This window comes from Kitasatospora sp. MBT66 (assembly GCF_000710405.2).
Lineage (GTDB): Bacteria > Actinomycetota > Actinomycetes > Streptomycetales > Streptomycetaceae > Kitasatospora > Kitasatospora purpeofusca.
Window position 1 is genome coordinate 134,457 of record NZ_JAIY01000018.1, and the last position, 16,617, is coordinate 151,073.

At 73.8% G+C, this 16,617-nt stretch carries 15 protein-coding genes; 7 read left to right on the forward strand and 8 right to left on the reverse strand.

Annotation, left to right across the window (positions count from 1 at the left end):
• The 4 genes from BI06_RS40540 to miaA all read right to left on the reverse strand — a co-directional run.
• A partial coding sequence (locus BI06_RS40540) for a bifunctional (p)ppGpp synthetase/guanosine-3',5'-bis(diphosphate) 3'-pyrophosphohydrolase (RefSeq protein WP_063795133.1) occupies nucleotides 1-1,749 on the reverse strand: 1,749 nt, incomplete at its 3' end.
• A gap of 205 nt (nucleotides 1,750-1,954) precedes the next feature.
• A complete protein-coding gene (gene dapF / locus BI06_RS40545; protein ID WP_030396658.1) occupies nucleotides 1,955-2,866 on the reverse strand; it encodes a diaminopimelate epimerase in 912 nt (303 codons plus the stop codon).
• Nucleotides 2,867-2,955: 89 nt separating this feature from the next.
• Nucleotides 2,956-3,456, reverse strand: a complete 501-nt coding sequence (locus tag BI06_RS40550) for a hypothetical protein (RefSeq protein WP_199523442.1) — start codon at nucleotides 3,454-3,456, stop codon at nucleotides 2,956-2,958.
• A 274-nt stretch (nucleotides 3,457-3,730) separates the two neighbouring features.
• Nucleotides 3,731-4,690 (reverse strand): tRNA (adenosine(37)-N6)-dimethylallyltransferase MiaA, encoded by a 960-nt coding sequence (miaA, locus tag BI06_RS40555; protein WP_043476961.1) that lies wholly within the window; start codon nucleotides 4,688-4,690, stop codon nucleotides 3,731-3,733.
• A 137-nt stretch (nucleotides 4,691-4,827) separates the two neighbouring features.
• Between miaA and BI06_RS40560 the strand changes: the two genes are divergently transcribed.
• Nucleotides 4,828-5,187 carry an antitoxin gene (locus BI06_RS40560; RefSeq protein ID WP_030396661.1) on the forward strand — a complete coding sequence of 120 codons (360 nt, stop codon included), beginning with the start codon at nucleotides 4,828-4,830 and terminating at the stop codon, nucleotides 5,185-5,187.
• Nucleotides 5,188-5,214: 27 nt separating this feature from the next.
• On the opposite strand, the gene BI06_RS40565 is transcribed toward BI06_RS40560, so the two are convergent.
• Both BI06_RS40565 and miaB read right to left on the reverse strand, forming a co-directional pair.
• Nucleotides 5,215-5,913, reverse strand: coding sequence for a class III extradiol dioxygenase subunit B-like domain-containing protein (locus BI06_RS40565; RefSeq protein ID WP_043477066.1), 699 nt, complete (start codon nucleotides 5,911-5,913; stop codon nucleotides 5,215-5,217).
• A 178-nt stretch (nucleotides 5,914-6,091) separates the two neighbouring features.
• The gene (gene miaB, locus BI06_RS40570) at nucleotides 6,092-7,594 is read right to left on the reverse strand and encodes a tRNA (N6-isopentenyl adenosine(37)-C2)-methylthiotransferase MiaB (RefSeq protein ID WP_030396663.1); all 1,503 of its coding nucleotides are present in this window, start codon (nucleotides 7,592-7,594) and stop codon (nucleotides 6,092-6,094) included.
• An 86-nt stretch (nucleotides 7,595-7,680) separates the two neighbouring features.
• Between miaB and BI06_RS40575 the strand changes: the two genes are divergently transcribed.
• Entirely contained in the window at nucleotides 7,681-8,688 is a 1,008-nt protein-coding gene (locus tag BI06_RS40575) for a TAXI family TRAP transporter solute-binding subunit (protein WP_063795134.1), read from the forward strand.
• Between the two features lie 18 nt (nucleotides 8,689-8,706).
• Here BI06_RS40575 and BI06_RS40580 read toward each other — a convergent pair whose 3' ends face one another.
• Nucleotides 8,707-10,143: a HAMP domain-containing sensor histidine kinase gene (locus BI06_RS40580; RefSeq protein ID WP_030396665.1), complete on the reverse strand. Its 1,437-nt coding sequence runs from the start codon at nucleotides 10,141-10,143 to the stop codon at nucleotides 8,707-8,709.
• A 6-nt stretch (nucleotides 10,144-10,149) separates the two neighbouring features.
• On the reverse strand, nucleotides 10,150-10,905 hold the full coding sequence (locus BI06_RS40585; protein WP_030396666.1) for a response regulator transcription factor: 756 nt from the start codon (nucleotides 10,903-10,905) through the stop codon (nucleotides 10,150-10,152).
• Nucleotides 10,906-11,319: 414 nt separating this feature from the next.
• On the opposite strand from BI06_RS40585, the gene BI06_RS40590 reads away from it, so the two are divergent.
• From BI06_RS40590 to BI06_RS40610, 5 genes are all read left to right on the forward strand, one after another.
• On the forward strand, nucleotides 11,320-12,093 hold the full coding sequence (locus tag BI06_RS40590) for an amino acid ABC transporter ATP-binding protein (protein WP_043476965.1): 774 nt from the start codon (nucleotides 11,320-11,322) through the stop codon (nucleotides 12,091-12,093).
• 139 nt (nucleotides 12,094-12,232) lie between these two features.
• Nucleotides 12,233-13,141: a glutamate ABC transporter substrate-binding protein gene (locus BI06_RS40595; RefSeq protein WP_030396668.1), complete on the forward strand. Its 909-nt coding sequence runs from the start codon at nucleotides 12,233-12,235 to the stop codon at nucleotides 13,139-13,141.
• Nucleotides 13,142-13,240: 99 nt separating this feature from the next.
• Nucleotides 13,241-13,891 carry an amino acid ABC transporter permease gene (locus BI06_RS40600; protein WP_043476968.1) on the forward strand — a complete coding sequence of 217 codons (651 nt, stop codon included), beginning with the start codon at nucleotides 13,241-13,243 and terminating at the stop codon, nucleotides 13,889-13,891.
• Entirely contained in the window at nucleotides 13,888-14,739 is an 852-nt protein-coding gene (locus tag BI06_RS40605) for an amino acid ABC transporter permease (protein ID WP_030396670.1), read from the forward strand. Before BI06_RS40600 ends, BI06_RS40605 begins: the two co-directional genes overlap by 4 nt.
• 134 nt (nucleotides 14,740-14,873) lie before the next feature.
• On the forward strand, nucleotides 14,874-16,617 hold a 1,744-nt coding region (locus BI06_RS40610; protein WP_063795135.1), incomplete at its 3' end, for an FAD-dependent monooxygenase.

Sequence of the window (16,617 nt, forward strand, 5' to 3'; positions counted from 1 at the left end):
CTCCGGGTGGTCGGCCAGCCAGCGTTCGATGGCGATCCTGGCGGCCGGGGTGCGGGCGTGCGCGAGCCACTCGGGGGCGGGGCCGGAGGGCTCGGAGCGGCGCCGGCCGGCCGGCGCGGCGGAGCGCCCGGCACCCCCGGGCCCGTCGACGCCGTCGGAGCCGTCGGGTCCGTCCGAGCCGTCCGGCCCGTGGGGGCCGTCCGACGCGTCCGAGCCGTCGGTGAGGATGGCCACCCGGTCGCCGTCCTGCAGCACGGTGGAGAGCGCCACCAGCCGCCCGTTCACCCGCGCCCCGATACATCGGTGCCCGGTCTCCTCGCCCAGCAGGTAAGCGGCGTCCACGCAGGTCGCCCCGGCCCGGAGCTGAAGCGTTTCACCGAGCTCGGTGACCGCGGTGATCTCGCGGTCACCGGCGAGGTCGGCGGTGAGGGCGGACCAGAAGGCGTCCGGGTCCGGGGTCTCCTGCTGCCACTCCAGCAACCGGGAGAGCCAGCCCGGCCGGGCCGGGTCGGTGCGGTCCAGCTCGTCCGGGGCCTGCTCGCCGCCGCGCGCGGGCTGCCGGGGGTCGCCGAGCGCCACCACCCCGGTCTCGGCGATCTCGTGCATCCGCCGGGTGCGCACCAGCACCTCGACCACCTCGCCGCCCGCCAGCGCCACCGCGGTGTGCAGCGACTGGTAGAGGTTGAACTTGGGCGCGGCCACGAAGTCCTTGAACTCGCCCGGCAGCGGCGTCCAGCAGGTGTGCAGCTCGCCGAGCACGGCGTAGCAGTCGGCGTTCTCCTCGACCACCACCAGCAGCCGCCCGAAGTCGGCCGGCTGCGGCTCCTGCGGCCGGCCGTCCCGGCCCGGGGCGGCGTCCCGCTTGAGCAGCACCCGGTGCAGCGAGACGCAGTGCCGGGGCCGGACGGTCACCTCGGCGGCGACCCCGGCCTCGGCGAGCTGGCGGCCCAGCGCGCCGGCGAACGGCGCCAGCAGGGTGTCGGGGCCGTCCTCGTGCCGGGCCAGCAGGGCACGGGTGCGGGCGTGCTCCTCCGGGTGCAGGGTGGCGAAGACGATGTCCTCCAGCTCCGCCTTCAGCACCTGGATGCCGAGCCGCTCGGCCAGCGGGATCAGCACGTCCCGGGTGACCTTGGCGATCCGCACCTGGCTGGCCGGCTTCATGTGCCGGATGGTCCGCATGTTGTGCAGCCGGTCGGCGAGCTTGATCACCATCACCCGGACGTCGTCCCCGGTGGCGACCAGCATCTTGCGGAAGGTCTCCGCCTCCGCCGCCGCCCCGAAGTCGACCTTCTCCAGCTTGGTCACCCCGTCGACCAGGTAGGCGACTTCGGGCCCGAAGCCCTCGGCCACCTGGTCCAGCGTCAACTCGGTGTCCTCCACGGTGTCGTGGAGCAGCGAGGCGACCAAGGTGGTGGTGCCGGCGCCGAGTTGGGCCAGGATCATGGTGACGGCCAGCGGATGGGTGATGTACGGCTCGCCGCTCTTCCGCTTCTGGCCCCGGTGGCTCTCCTCCGCCAGCCGGTAGGCACGGCCGAGGAGGCCGAGGTCGGCCTGCGGATGGTGCCGCCGGTGCGCCTGGACCAGCGGTTCGAGGGCGTCGGGCACGGGCGGGCGCCCGGTGGCCAGCAGCGCGGCGCGCCCGGCGCGTCCGAGCGCGGCCCGGCCCAGTCCGCCGAGCGGCCGTCTGGGCCCGGCTTGCCGTGCGGACGTCGGCTGCCCCGCCAGGGGCTGCCCGGCTTCGATGGTCATCGGCACCTCCGGCAGCGGTACCGGGGGCGTGGGCCGACCCGGTGGTCCATGCTACCGAGCAGAGCACGTTCCGCGATGCCCCGCTTCCCGTCCGTCATCCCTGTCACTCGAACGGGGGGATTCGATCCGATACGAATTGGGCAAACGCGATCCTCGACGGCCGAGCGGCCCGGAGAACGCTCCCCGGACCGCTCGTGAGGGACGGTCAGACGCCGCCGAGCAGCGCCGTCCAGGACGGGTCCAGCTCGCCGCGGGCGACGATGACCGCCGGTCCGGTCTTCTCCACCCGGCCGTCCGGGTGCTCGGTGATCGTCAGCCGGCCGCCCAGCACGTCGACCGCGTAGGTCACGGCCTCACCGGTGACCGCCGGGTCAAGGCCGTCCCGCCGGGCGGCGGCCACCGCGACGGCGCAGGCGCCGGTACCGCAGGAGAGGGTCTCGCCGGAGCCGCGCTCGTGCACCCGCATCGCGACGTGCCGGGGCCCCCGGTCCACCACGAACTCGACGTTGACGCCCTCCGGGTAGGCGCCCTCGGGACTGGTCGCCGGCGCCGTCCGCAGCTCCCCGGCGTGGTCCAGGCTCTCGACGAACGCGACCGCGTGCGGATTGCCCATGTTGACGTTCAGGGCCGGCCAGCTGCGCCCGCCGACCGCCACCGCGATGCCGTCCGGTCCGGGCAGCGCGGCGCGGCCCATGTCCACGGTGATCTCCCCGGGCGTGCCGTCCGCGGCGTCCGCGGCGACCCGCACGGTCCGCAGTCCGGCCCGGGTGGCCACTGGCAGCTCGCCCGGCTCGGCCAGTCCGGCCTCGATCAGGTAGCGGGCGAAGACCCGGACGCCGTTGCCGCACATCTCGCCGATCGAACCGTCCGCGTTGCGGTAGTCCATGAACCACTCGGCGCGGTCGGCCTGGTCGGCGGCGGCCGGGTCGGCGGCGGAGCGCACCACGCGCAGCAGCCCGTCCCCGCCGATGCCGGCGCGGCGGTCGCACAGCGCGGCGACGGCCTCGGGACCGATGGTCAGCCGGCCGTCCGGGTCGGGGACGATGACGAAGTCGTTCTGGGTGCCGTGCCCCTTGAGGAAGGGGAGGCCGACGGGCTGCGCGGAGGTTGCGGTCACCCTCCCGATGGTACCGAGGCGCCCCGGACCCCTGCCCTCCGGTTCCACCCCGCGGACCGGCGCGGACCGCGTGCCGCCAGTGACCCGCCCTACCGGCCGGAGAGCCGGACGACCCGCCACAGGGCCAGCGCGCAGGCCGCCAGCACGATCAGGGTGTAGATCACGATCGCCCGCCACCCGGCCCGCTCGCCGGTGCCGCGGCGCGGCAGGCCCGGCCACTTGTAACCGGCGTGCCGGGCGGCCATCGCGCCCCAGCCGAGCGAGGCGGCGGTCAGCAGCAGACCGAGCATCCCGATCATCGCCGAGCCGGCCCCGGCCGAGCCGAAGGCCAGCGGGAAGGCGAACATCAGCGAACCGGCGGTGGCCAGCAGGGCTATCGGCAGGGTCTGCCACCAGCGGAGCCGGCGGCGCGGCCGGATCTCCCGCTCGTGCACCGCACCGGCGGGGGCGCTGGTGTCGAGTGCGGGCAGCGCGAGGGCGTACGAGGTGGGCATGTCCAGTCCGGCCAGCACCGGCAGGTCCGGCAGCGTCGAGGAGTCGAGGTCGGCGGTCTGCGCCGTGGCACTGCCGCCGACGGTTCCGCCGCTCACGGAACGTCCGGCGCTCTGGCCGGTTTCGGGGCCGGTACCCGTGGACACGCGGCCTCCCCTGACAGTTCGACACGAGTGCGACTCGCGGTCTGGCCGATCGGCCCGCCCGGGCCGACCCTTGTGACCTCGATGATGGCATGTCCAGGGTGGCGTTCCGGGCCTGACCGGGGTCGTCGGGTGATCCGTGGCCATGACGTGATCCGGTCGTGACCGCCGGACTGTTCTGCACGGCCCTCTGCCCGCGCAACTGCACCGCCGGATGGCCGGAAACCGCCTATCGGGCGGCCGTTTCCTGACGATCGATCAGCTCCAGCGAGCGATCGAGCAGCTCGGCCGGGTCGGTGCCGGCCGGCCGGGAGAGCCAGTGGATCCGGTCGTCCCGGCGGAACCAGGACTCCTGCCGGCGGGCGAACCGCTTGGTCGCCCGGACGGTCTCGGCCCGCGCCTCGTCCTCGGTGCAGGTCCCGGCGAAGTGGTCCAGCACCTGCTGGTAACCGAGCGCCCGGGAGGCCGTCCGCCCCTCGCGCAGCCCGATCTCCTCCAGGGCCCGCACCTCGTCCAGCAGCCCGTCCCGCCACATCCGGTCCACCCGCAGGGTGATCCGCTCGTCCAGTTCGGGACGCGGCACCGCGACGCCGATCTGCACCGCGTCGTACACGGCGGTGTTGCTCGGCAGGTTCGCGGTGAACGGCTGCCCGGTGATCTCGATGACCTCCAGCGCCCGGACGATCCGCCGGCCGTTGCCGGTCAGGATCGCCTCGGCCGCCGCCGGGTCCAGCGCGGCCAGCCGGCCGTGCAGCGCGTACGGGCCGAGCTCCTCCAGCTCCGCCTCCAGCCGGGCCCGGACCTCCGGGTCGGTGCCCGGGAACTCCATCTCGTCGATCGCCGCCCGCACGTACAGGCCGGAGCCGCCCACCAGCACGGGGGTGCGGCCGGCCGCGAGCAGCCGGTCGATCTCGACCCGGGCCAGCCGCTGGTACTCGGCGACGCTGGCGGCCTCGGTGACGTCCCAGATGTCCATCAGATGGTGCGGGACCCCACCCCGCTCCGCCGCGGTGAGCTTGGCGGTGCCGATGTCCATGCCCCGGTAGAGCTGCATGGAGTCGGTGTTGATCACTTCGCCGTCGAGGGCGCGGGCCAGGGCCACGGCCAGGTCGGACTTGCCGGCGGCGGTGGCGCCGACGACCGAGACGACACGGGGGCGGCTGGGCCGGACTGTAGTGGAGCTGCTCACCGGACAAGTCTGCCAAAGAACGGCGGCCGACCGGCCGGCCCCCCGTTCACGCCCGTTTTCGGCCACCTCGTCCCGTTGCGAACGGTTCGGGCGTGACAGACGTTGTGAGAGAGACAGCGACAGAAGGGTGAGGCGCCATGGGTCTGATGGACAACCTCAAGGGCAAGGCCGAGGAGCTCAAGGAGAAGGCCAGCGAGTTCGCCGGGAAGCACAGCGACCAGATCGGGAGCGCGGTGGACAAGGCGGGCGGCGCGATCGACAAGGCCACCAAGGGCAAGTACAGCGAGAAGATCGAGCACGGCACCAGCAAGGCCAGGACCGCCGTGGACGACTTCGCCCACAAGCCCGAGGGCACCGACGGCACCGCGAACACCGACGGCACCGCGAACACCGGGGGCACCGGGGTGCCCGGCACCGCCCCGGGCAGCCCGAACGGCAGCCCGGCCGCCGGCCCGAACGGCAGCCCGAACGGCGGGACGCCCGGCCCCACCGGCTGACCGCCCGCCCGGGGCCGGGCCCGGGGCTCAGCTCCAGGAGGCGACCAGGTACCCGACCCCGTACGGCGCGTCCTGGTAGCCCAGCCGCGCGGTGAGGCCGGCGCCCTCGGCGGCGCCGGCCAGCACCTGCCAGGGCGCCCGGCCCTCGGCCTTGAGCTCGGCCGCCAGGCCCGGGTCCAGCGCCGCCAGCGCGGCCGTGTCGGCCGTCCCCAGCGCCCGGGCGAGCTCCGCGTCGTAGCCCTCCGCCCGCTCGTCCAGGTAGCCGGGCGCCTTCAGCGAGCGGCAGGCGCTGCCGTCGCCCATCACCAGCAGCCCGACCCGGTCGGCCAGCCCGGCCAGGCCCTGGCCCAGCCCGAGCATCCGGACGGCGGGCGCTTCTGCGGGCACCGCGCAGGCGTGCGTCGGCAGGGTCGCCCCGGCCCGGCCGAGCAGCCAGGCGCCGACGGTCAGCGCGGGCGACAGCTCGGGCCCCTCGGCCCGGCCGCCCGGCAGCGCGGCCACCAGCGGCACGCCGTACCGGTGGAAGGACCCGGCCCCGCCCTCGGTCCAGACCTCGGCCTCCGGCCCGGTGCCGACGACCACGAGCAGGTCGGGACCGGCGGCGAGCACCGCCCCGAGCGCCTCGTCGCAGGCCGCGCGCAGCGGCTCCAGCTCGGACGAGGCCCCGACGGCGACCTCGGGGACCAGCAGCGGCGGACAGGGACACACGGCGGCGGCAACCAGCATGTGGATCACTCTATGGCCTGTCTCCCGATCCTTGCCGAGAACGCCCGACGGCCCGGGGGACCGTGCGGTCCCCCCGGCCGTTCGAAGACTGGATCGTCCGAGGGCCGGATGGTCCGAGGACCGGACGCTCCGAAGCCGGGCGAGGGCCCGACCGTCCTCCGGTCGGGCCGGTGGCGGGTCAGTCCCCGCAGCAGGCGCCCCCGGCCGGGGCGGCGAGCGGCAGCGCCTTCGGGGCGCCGATCGACGGCAGCCCCAGCATCACGCCGGCCGGCTTGGCCGCGGCCACGCCCTTGCGCTTCTCCCAGGCGTCGCCGGCCCGGGTGCGCCGCACCGCGAGCGTCGGCCCCTCGGCCAGCAGGTGGTGCGGGGCGGCGTAGGTGATCTCCACGGTGACCGTGTCGCCCGGGCGGACCGGCTCGGCGGGCCGGGTGAAGTGCACCAGCCGGTTGTCGGGGGCGCGGCCGGAGAGCCGGTCGGTCCGGTCGTCCTTCTTGCCCTCGCCCTCGGCGACCAGGATCTCCAGGACGCGGCCGACCTGCTTCTTGTTCTCGTCCCAGGAGATCTCCTCCTGGAGCGCGATCAGCCGGTCGTAGCGTGCCTGGACGACCGCCTTCGGGACCTGCTCGTCCATCTCGGCGGCCGGGGTGCCCGGGCGCTTGGAGTACTGGAAGGTGAAGGCGTTGGTGAAGCGGGCCTCGCGGACGACCTTCATGGTCTCCTCGAAGTCCTCCTCGGTCTCGCCGGGGAAGCCCACGATGATGTCGGTCGAGATGGCCGCGTCCGGCATCGCCTCGCGCACCTTGCGGATGATGCCCAGGAAGCGGTCCTGCCGGTAGGAGCGGCGCATCGCCTTGAGGACCCGGTCCGAACCGGACTGCAGCGGCATGTGCAGCTGGTGCATCACGTTCGGGGTCTCGGCCATCGCGGCGATCACGTCGTCCGTGAAGTCGCGCGGGTGCGGCGAGGTGAAGCGGATCCGCTCCAGGCCCTCGATCTGCCCGGCGGCGCGCAGCAGCTTGGAGAACGCCTCGCGGTCGCCCAGGTCGGAGCCGTAGGCGTTGACGTTCTGGCCGAGCAGGGTCACCTCGATGACGCCCTCGCCGACCAGCGCCTCGATCTCGGCGAGCACGTCGCCGGGCCGGCGGTCCTCCTCCTTGCCGCGCAGCGCGGGGACGATGCAGAAGGTGCAGGTGTTGTTGCAGCCGACCGAGATCGCGACCCAGGCGGCGTACGCGGACTCCCGGCGGGTGGGCAGGGTCGAGGGGAAGGTCTCCAGGGACTCCAGGATCTCGACCTGGGCCTTGCGCTCGACCGCGGCCCGCTCCAGCAGGGCCGGCAGGTGGCCGATGTTGTGCGTGCCGAACACCACGTCGACCCAGGGGGCCTTGGCGACGATGGTGTCGCGGTCCTTCTGGGCCAGGCAGCCGCCGACGGCGATCTGCATGCCCTTGTGACGGGTCTTGACCGGCGCCAGCTGTCCGAGGTTGCCGTACAGCTTGTTGTCCGCGTTCTCCCGCACCGCGCAGGTGTTGAAGACCACCAGGTCGGGATCACCCTCCTGGCCCGCCTTGACGTACCCGGCGTCCTCCAGCAACCCGGAGAGCCGCTCCGAGTCGTGGACGTTCATCTGGCAGCCGTACGTGACGACCTTGTAGCTCTTCGATCCGCTGTCACCGCTCACCCGACCAGGGTACGGGCAGCTCCCCCGGACCTTCCGCCGTCCTGCCCCCCTCCCGTTCGCCGCGGGCGCCTGGCACTATCCCTTGCATGGCCTCCAGCAGCACCTCCCGGTTCCGCACCGCGGCCCGCCGACCGCTGTGGCGGATCGTGGCGGCGCTCGTCCTGGTGCTGGCCGGCCTGGGCGGCTGGTGGCTGTCGGAGAGCCGCTCCCCCGGCTACCCGCGCGGCGAGACCCGTCTGGCCACCGGCGTCCAGCGCGGGGTGTACGACCGGTACGGGCAGCTGCTGGACGCCCATCTGGCCAGGGCGATGCCCGGGGTCCGCCTGGAGCTCGACAACTCCGAGGGGTCGATCGACAACCTCCGCCGGGTCACCTCCGGCCGGGACGACTTCGCGATAGCCACCGCGGACGCCGTGGCCCAGTACACCGGCCCCGGCCGGGAGAAGCTGCGCGCCATCGCCCGGCTCTACGACGACTACCTGCAGCTGATCGTGCCGGCCGGCTCCCCGGTGCACCGGGCCTCCGACCTCAAGGGTCTGCGGGTCGGCGTCGGCCAGCCGCTCTCGGGCGTCAACCTGGTGACCCGGCGGCTGCTGGCCGCGGCCGGACTGGACCCGGACCACGACATCACCCCGAAGCCGCTGGGCATCGGCGACGCCGCCGACGGGCTGCGGCGCGGCGAACTGGACGCCTTCTTCTGGTCCGGCGGCCTGCCGACCAGCGCGCTCACCGACCTGTCCGAGCACGTCCGGATCCGGATCGTGCCGCTGGGCGACCTCGCCGAGTCGGTGCACATGGTCGAGGGCGGCGGCACCGACGCCTACCGGGCGGCCACCATGCCCAAGGGCACCTACCCCAACGCCGAGCCGCAGGACGCGGTCGCCACCGTCGCCGTGCCCAACCTGCTGATCACCCGCGCCGACGTGGACGACGACCTGGTCCAGGGCATCACCCGCGCCGTGATCGACAGCCGCGACCAGATCGGCGCCCAGGTCCACGCCGCCCAGCTGGTCGACCTCCGCACCGCCGTCTACACCGATCCGCTCCCGCTCCACGAGGGCGCCGCCCGCTACTACCGCTCGGTCAAGCCCTGACCCTCGGTCCCCCGCCCCTCAGCGGCGCTTGTCGGCGGCACGGGGCACCGCGAGGGTGACGGCGAGACCGTGCGGGACGGCGGTGCCGAAGGTGAGGGAGCCGCCGGCGGCCTGGAGCAGGGTGGTGGCGATCGACAGGCCGAGGCCCGAGCCGTCCACGTTCTGGTGCCGGGTGCTGCGCCAGAAGCGGTCGCCGGCCCGGGCCAGCTCCTCCTCGGTGAGGCCCGGTCCCTGGTCCGAGACGGTCACCGCGACCTCCTCGCGGCGCACCGCGACCAGCACCCGCACCCGGCTGCCGGTGGGGCCGAACTTCAGCGCGTTGTCGACCACGGCGTCCAGCGCGCTGCCGAAGCCGATCGGGTCGGCCAGCCCCAGCGCCAGCGCCGGGCCCTCCCAGACCAGCTCGATCCCGCGCTGCCCGGCCAGCGGACGCCAGGCGTCGACCCGGGCCAGGGTGAGCACGACCAGGTCGGTGGGCTCCGGCTCGGGGCGGGCGTGCTCGGCGGTGGCCAGCCCGAGCAGGTCGTCCAGCACCCGGGCCAGCCGCACGCCCTCCTCACGGACCCCGCCGAGCTCCTCGTCGTGGCCCTCGGGCAGTTCCAGGCCCAGCACCTCGACCCGCAGCAGCAGCGCCGCCAGCGGGTTGCGCAGCTGGTGCGAGGCGTCGGCGACGAAGGCCTTCTGCTGGTCCAGGGCGAGCACCACGTGGTCGGCCATCTCGTTGAACGAGCGGGCCAGCCGCTGCAGCTCGGGCGGGCCGCCGCCGGGCGCCACCCGGGCGTTCATGCGGCCGGTGGCGATGTCGTGGGTGGCCCGGTCCAGGGTGCGGACCGGGCGCAGCACCCACTCGGTCAGCCGGGCCGCGAGCAGCACCGCGACGATCATCGCGACGGCCTCGCCGGCCCCGATCACCAGCCACTGGCGCAGTACCCGGGTGCGCAGCGCGCCGGTCGGGGAGTCGCTGAGCACCACCGCGACCACGTCGCCGTCGCGGACCACCGGGGTGGCGACGGTGAGCGTCCGGTCCGGGGTCCACGGCCAGACCTGCGGCGGGTTGTGGCTGCGCCGGCCGTCCAGCGCCTCCTGGAAGGCCTGGTCGGCCCAGCCGCTGGCGGGCACCCGCCAGTCGGCCGGGGCCACCGCGATCGGTACGCCGTCGCGCTGGAAGATGCCGATCCGCACCCCGTACAGCTCGTGGTAGCGCACCACCTCGGCGTCCAGCGCGTGGCGGCGGCTGAGGTCGCCGGGGGCGGGCTGGGGGTCGCCCTTGAGCGCCGACTCGAGGCCGGAGCCGGAGGTCGGCAGGTCCTGGGCGAAGCGGGCGGCGTCGTCCAGGCGGTCGACCACCACCCGGCTCTGCTCGGCGGCGGCGAACGCCGCGGCGAGCGGCATTCCGAGCGCGGCGAGCACACAGAGCATCAGCGCGATCAGGATGCCGAGGAGGCGGGTGCGCACGTGCGGTCAGTGCTCCGCGCGGGCCGGGGGCGTGCTGTCGGCGGCGGGCGCCGGGCATTCCGGGATCAGCCGGTAGCCCACGCCCCGGACGGCCTCGACCAGGCCGGGCAGGGCGAGCTTGGTGCGCAGCGAGCCGATGTGCACCTCCAGGGTGCGGCCGTTGCCCTCCCAGCCGCTGCGCCAGACCTCGCTGAAGATCTGCTCGCGGCGGTAGACCACGCCGGGGCTCTGGGCGAGCAGCGCCAGCAGGTCGAACTCCTTGCGGGTGAGCGGCACGTCCCGGCCGTCGACGCTGACCCGGCGGCGCTCGCGGTCGATCACGATGCCGCGGGACTCCAGCGGGCCGCGCTGCTGCGGGACGGTGTCCGGGGCGGGTGCGGCGACGGCGGCGGGCGCGGCGCCGCGGCGGGCGACGGCGTGGATCCGGGCGAGCAGCTCGCCCATGTCGTAGGGCTTGGTGACGTAGTCGTCGGCGCCGAGGTTGAGGCCGTGGATCCGGGAGCGTATGTCGGCCCGCGCGGTCACCATGATCACCGGTACGCCGCTGCCGGCCCGGATCCGGCTGCAGACCTCGAAGCCGTCGCGGTCGGGCAGCCCGAGGTCGAGCAGGACCACCCGGTACGGCTCGTTGCCGTCCGGCACCAGGGCGTCCAGGGCCTCGTGGCCGCTGCGGGCGTGCCGGACCTGGAAGCCGTGCCGGCCCAGGACCGCGACCAGCGCGGCGGCCACGCGTTCGTCGTCCTCGACGAGCAGCAGTCGCATGGTTCTCCTCCTCTCCCGGACGGATTCCCGGGGGGGTGTCCCTCGGTCGCCGTGCGATCGTCACGGCCCCTGCCGGGCAGGTCCCGGTTCTGCGCAGTATGGGCCAGCGAACGCCCGGACGCCAGGCTCGGCCGACGGCCGCCGGGCACCGCCGGGGCTCCGCGATCACGCCCGCCGCGGCCTCCGGACGCTGTCACTGTGCCCCTATCGGACCTTTGTGAACAGCGTTCGCCGGGCGTGTGGCCGGATCGTGATCCTCAAATTCCACTCAGATCGGCTGACGTGGCGACGTCAGGGCTCCTATGGTCGGCCCACCGAGGGTCGCGGCTCCGCCGGCTGCGGCCCTCGGATTCCTACCACCATTGCCGCCCAAGGGAGTTCGCACCCACGGGCCGACCCGAGGGAGCAGGCCCGATGAGCACGAGCCTCGACCAGGACTCCCGCGCCGACGCCGCTCCCCTGGTGGTCCTGCGCAACGTCAACAAGCACTTCGGTGCGCTGCACGTCCTCCAGGACATCGATCTGGAGATCAAGCAGGGCGAGGTGGTCGTACTGATCGGCCCCTCCGGCTCCGGAAAGTCCACGCTGTGCCGGACGATCAACCGGCTGGAGACCGTCGACTCCGGGACGATCACCATCGACGGTCGCCCGCTGCCCGCCGAGGGCCGGGAACTGGCCCGGCTGCGGGCCGAGGTCGGCATGGTCTTCCAGAGCTTCAACCTGTTCGCCCACAAGACCGTGCTGGAGAACGTGGTCCTCGGCCAGGTGAGGGTCCGCGGCATCGCCAAGGACCGGGCCGTGCGGACCGCCCAGGAACTGCTGGAGCGGGTCGGCGTCGGCGCCCAGGCGTCGAAGTACCCCGCCCAGCTGTCCGGCGGCCAGCAGCAGCGGGTCGCGATCGCCCGGGCGCTGGCGATGAACCCCAAGGTCATGCTCTTCGACGAGCCCACCTCGGCGCTCGACCCCGAGATGATCAACGAGGTGCTGGAGGTCATGCGCCAGCTGGCCGCCGACGGCATGACGATGGTCGTCGTCACCCACGAGATGGGCTTCGCCCGCTCCGCCGCCAACCGGGTGCTGTTCATGGCGGACGGCCGGATCGTCGAGCAGAACACCCCCGAGGCCTTCTTCACCGCGCCGCGCTCCGAGCGCGCCAAGGACTTCCTCTCCAAGATCCTGCACCACTGATCGCCCGGTCCGGACCCCCGGCCGACGGCGGCGGGGCGCCACCGCGCGCCCTCCCGCCCGCCCGCCGGGCCCCCACCCGAACCGCACCCTTCGCCAGCGCCCGGTCGACCCGTGGCCAAGCCCGAGGAGAACTGCCCTCATGAGGACTCGTCGCACCTTCGCCGTCGCGCTCTGCGCCATCGCGCTCACCGCCACCGCCGCCTGCGGCAAGGACGGCACGCCCGGCGCCAGCAACACCTCGGCCGGCGGCAGCGCCGCCCCCGCGCTGCCCACCTACACCGTGAAGACCGACGTCAAGGTCGACTCGGCCGTGCTGGCCGAGGCCAAGAAGCGCGGCCAGCTGCTCATCGGCGCCAAGTCCGACCAGCCGTTCCTCGGCTGGGAGGACCTCGCCAGCGGCGACCGCAGCGGCTTCGACATCGAGATCGCCAAGATGGTCGCCGCCGACCTCGGCTTCACCCCGCAGCAGATCAAGTGGCAGACCCTGGTCTCCTCGCAGCGCGAGCCGGCCATCTCCAAGGGCCAGATCGACTTCTACGTCGGCACCTACAGCATCAACGACGAGCGCAAGAAGTCCGTCTCCTTCGCCGGCCCGTACTACGTCGCCGGCCAGGACCTGCTGGTCAAGGCCGACAACACCACGATCACCGGCCCGGACTCGCTCAACGGCAAGAACGTCTGCACCGCCACCGGCTCCACCTCGATCAAGAACATCGAGAAGTACTCGCCGAAGATCACCCAGTTCGACACCTACTCGGCCTGCGTCGAGAAGCTGATGTCGGGCGAGGTGGACGCGGTCACCACGGACGACGCGATCCTCAAGGGCTACGCCTCGAAGTACGCGCCCAAGCTCAAGGTGGTCGGCCAGCCCTTCACCAAGGAGAACTACGGCGTCGGCCTGAACAAGGACGACAAGGCGCTGCGCGACGCGATCAGCGACGCGATCAAGGCCCACCAGGACAACGGCGACTGGAAGAAGGCCTACGACGCCACCCTCGGCCTCTCCGGCGCCGTCGCCCCGCAGCCGCCGGCGCTCGACCGCTACTGATCCACCCGTCCCACCCGATCTCCACAGATCCGGACGGATCCCGACCGATCCGTCCGGATCTCCCCCGAGTCGACGAACCCCTGAGAGGAGGGCCGCCGGATGGGCTTCCTGTTCGAGGACGGCAACTTCGCGCTGTTCCGCGACGGCTTCCTGCAGACGATCGAGCTGAGCGCGCTCAGCGCGCTGCTCGCCCTGCTGCTGGGCACCCTGCTGGCGGCCTTCCGGGTCTCCCCCGTCCCCGTGCTGCGTGCCTTCGGCACCGGCTGGGTGACGATCTTCCGCAACACCCCGCTGACCGTGCTGTTCTTCGCCGTGACCTTCGGCCTGCCGCCGCTCGGCGTGCACTTCAGCCACCTCGTGTTCGCGGTGCTGGCGCTCGGCAGCTACACCGCGGCGTTCGTCTGCGAGGTGCTGCGCTCGGGCATCAACACGGTGCCGATCGGTCAGGCCGAGGCGGCCCGCAGCCTCGGCCTGACCTTCGGCCAGACGCTGACCCAGGTCGTCCTGCCGCAGGCGGCCAGGACGGTGCTGGCCCCGATGAGCAGCGTCTTCATCGCGCTGCCGAGGAACTCGGCGATCGCCGGCGCGTTCAGCGTCAGTGAGCTGTACAGCGCGCAGCAGACCTTCTCCGAGCGCGGCTACTCGATCTTCGCGATCTTCTTCTGGGTCGCCTGCGCCTACCTGGTGATCAGCGCCACCGTCGCCCTGCTGTTCCGTTTCGTGGAATCCCGACTGGCGGTGGCCCGATGAGCAAGCCCTTCACCCGCTCGACGACCGCCGGCGTCCTCTTCGACGCCCCCGGCCCGAAGGCACGCGCCCGCAACCGGATCTTCGGGGTGCTCTCGCTGCTCGGCATCGCGGGACTGCTCTGGTACGTCTTCGACGCGCTCAACGACAACGGCCAGTTCGACGCCGCGCTCTGGGACGTGTTCCAGTACACGGCCATCCAGCAGCGGATCGTCGACGGCCTGGTCTCCACCCTGGAGGCCTTCGGGCTGGCGGCGGTGTTCTCGCTGGTGCTGGGCGCGCTGCTGGCGGCCGGGCAGCTCTCCGAGCACAAGCCGGTGCGCTGGGTCTGCGTCTCGGTGGTCCAGTTCTTCCGGGCGATGCCGCTGCTGATCCTGATCGTCGCGCTCTACTACGCGTTCTTCGCGAAGGAGCCGATGTGGGCCCTGGTGCTCGGCCTCAGCCTCTACAACGGCTCGGTCCAGGCGGAGATCATCCGCAGCGGCGTCAACGCGGTGCCGCGCGGCCAGGGCGAGGCGGCCTACGCGCTCGGTATGCGCAAGACCCAGGTGATGACCGGCATCCTGGTCCCGCAGGCGGTCCGCTCGATGCTGCCCACGATGATCGGCCAGCTGGTCGTCACCCTCAAGGACACCTCGCTGGGCTTCATCATCACCTACCACGAGCTGCTCTTCGTGGGTAAGGCCATCGCCACCCAGCCGCTCAACTCCGCGGGCTTCCCCTACATCCCCGTGGTCCTGGTGATCGGCCCCATCTACATCGCGATGTGCCTCCTGCTCACCGCGCTCGCCCGGTGGATCGAGGCACGTGGCCGACGCGGCGCGAACCGGCGCACTTCAGCTGCTGCTTGACGGACACGCAGGTGAACTGTTGCATTGCTCTTCGTGACACCATCCGGGAGCATCCACGCGGCATATGACGGCAGGCTGACGGCCGGTCCGTGCTCCGAGATCCACGGCGCCCGCCCGGGCCCGGAGGGACCGGCATGGACCCGGTGATCGTGGTCGGGGCCGGGCCGGTCGGCCTGGCCCTGGCCCTCGCCCTGGCCCGGCACGAGGTCCCGACCGTCGTCCTCGACGAGGGCACCGGACTCTGCCCCGAGAGCCCCCGCAGCGTCGTCCTCGGTGCCGACACCGCCGCCTTCCTGACCCGGATCGGCTACACCCGGGCCGCCTCCGACGCCGCCCGCTGGGACGCCTTCGCCGTCTGGCGCCGCCGCCAGGAGGTGCTCCGGATCGACCTGGCCGACACCCCCGTGCTGCACCTGCCCCAGCACCGCCTCCAGCGCGGCCTGCGCGACGCCCTCACCGGCAGCCCGCTGGTCGAACTCGTTCCGCTGAGCCGGGTCACCCGGCTCGAACAGGACCGCGACGGCGTCAACGTGCTCACCCGCAACCCGCAGGACGGCACCGAGACCTGGTGGCGCGGCAGCCACCTGGTCGGCAGCGACGGCGCCCGTTCGGCCGTCCGCAAACTGCTGAAGATCCGCTTCCCCGGGCGGCCCGCCGTCGACCGCAGCGCGATCGCCACCGTCCGGGTCGACCTGCCGTTCACCGAACCCCGGCTGCACCGCGAGCCCCCGTGGCGCGGCGACCGCGAGGCCACCGCCCGCCCGCTGCCGGACGGCGTCTGGCGGCTCGACTGGCGGCTCCCCCCGGGCCGGCCCGCCCCCGCCGAACCGGTCGACCCGCACGCCACCTGGCCCGGCATCGTCACCGGCGACACCCTGCTCACCCGGGTCTCCTCCACCCTCACCGGCTGGTGCGGCGAACTCCCGAAGTTCGACCTGCTCGCCGCCGCCGACCACACCGCCCAGCAGCGGCTGGCCGCCCGGTTCCGGGTCGGCCGCTGCTTCCTGGCCGGCGACGCCGCCCATCTGCACGGCGCGCTCGGCATGCAGAACCTCACCGACGGCCTGCGCGACGCCGACAACCTGGCCTGGCGGCTCGCCCTCGCCTGGCACCTCCACTCGGGCGGCCCCCAGCCCGGTGGCTCCCTGCTCGACGGCTACGAGGCCGAACGCCGCGGCGCGGTCGGCGCCCGGCTGCGCGCCGTCGACCAGGCCATGCCGCTGCTGCGCCCGCTGCGCGGCTGGGCCCAGACCCGGCGCTCGCTGCTCACCGGGTCCTTCCGCAAGCACGCGCCGATGCTCGCCGACGGGCACCTCGGCACCGGGCGGTTCGGCGGCGCCCCCGCCTATCCGGCCGCGCCCTCCGGCGTGCCCGGGCGGGTCCCGGTCCAGCGCGGCGCCCGCGGCACCACCTCGCTCAGCGAACTGCTGCCCGCCACCGCCCCCGGGGTACTCGTCCCCGACCTGCCGGTGCTGGCCACCGACGGCACCCCCGACCGGCTGCACTCCCGGCTCGGTGCGGGCTTCCTGCTGCTGCTGGTCGCGCCCGGCACCGCCGTCTGGTCCGCGGAACGCTGGCTGGGCGCCGGGCTGATGCCCCGGCTGGCCGAGGTCGCCGCCGCGCTGCCGGTCCCGGCCGAGGTCCTGGTCACCGAGGCCTACCCGGGCGCCGGCCCGCACTCCGTGCTGCTGATCCGACCCGACGGTCATCTGGTCGGGGTCACCCAGGGCGCGGCGGCGGAGGACCTCCAGGCACTGGCCGACGGGGCCAGGGGCGGGCCGGCCTCGCTCCCCGGCGGACCCGACCAGGAGGCGCCGGCCCCGGAGCCCGCCGGGCCCGGTGCCGCGACCCCCGGCCCCGCAGGCCCCGGGGCCGCGA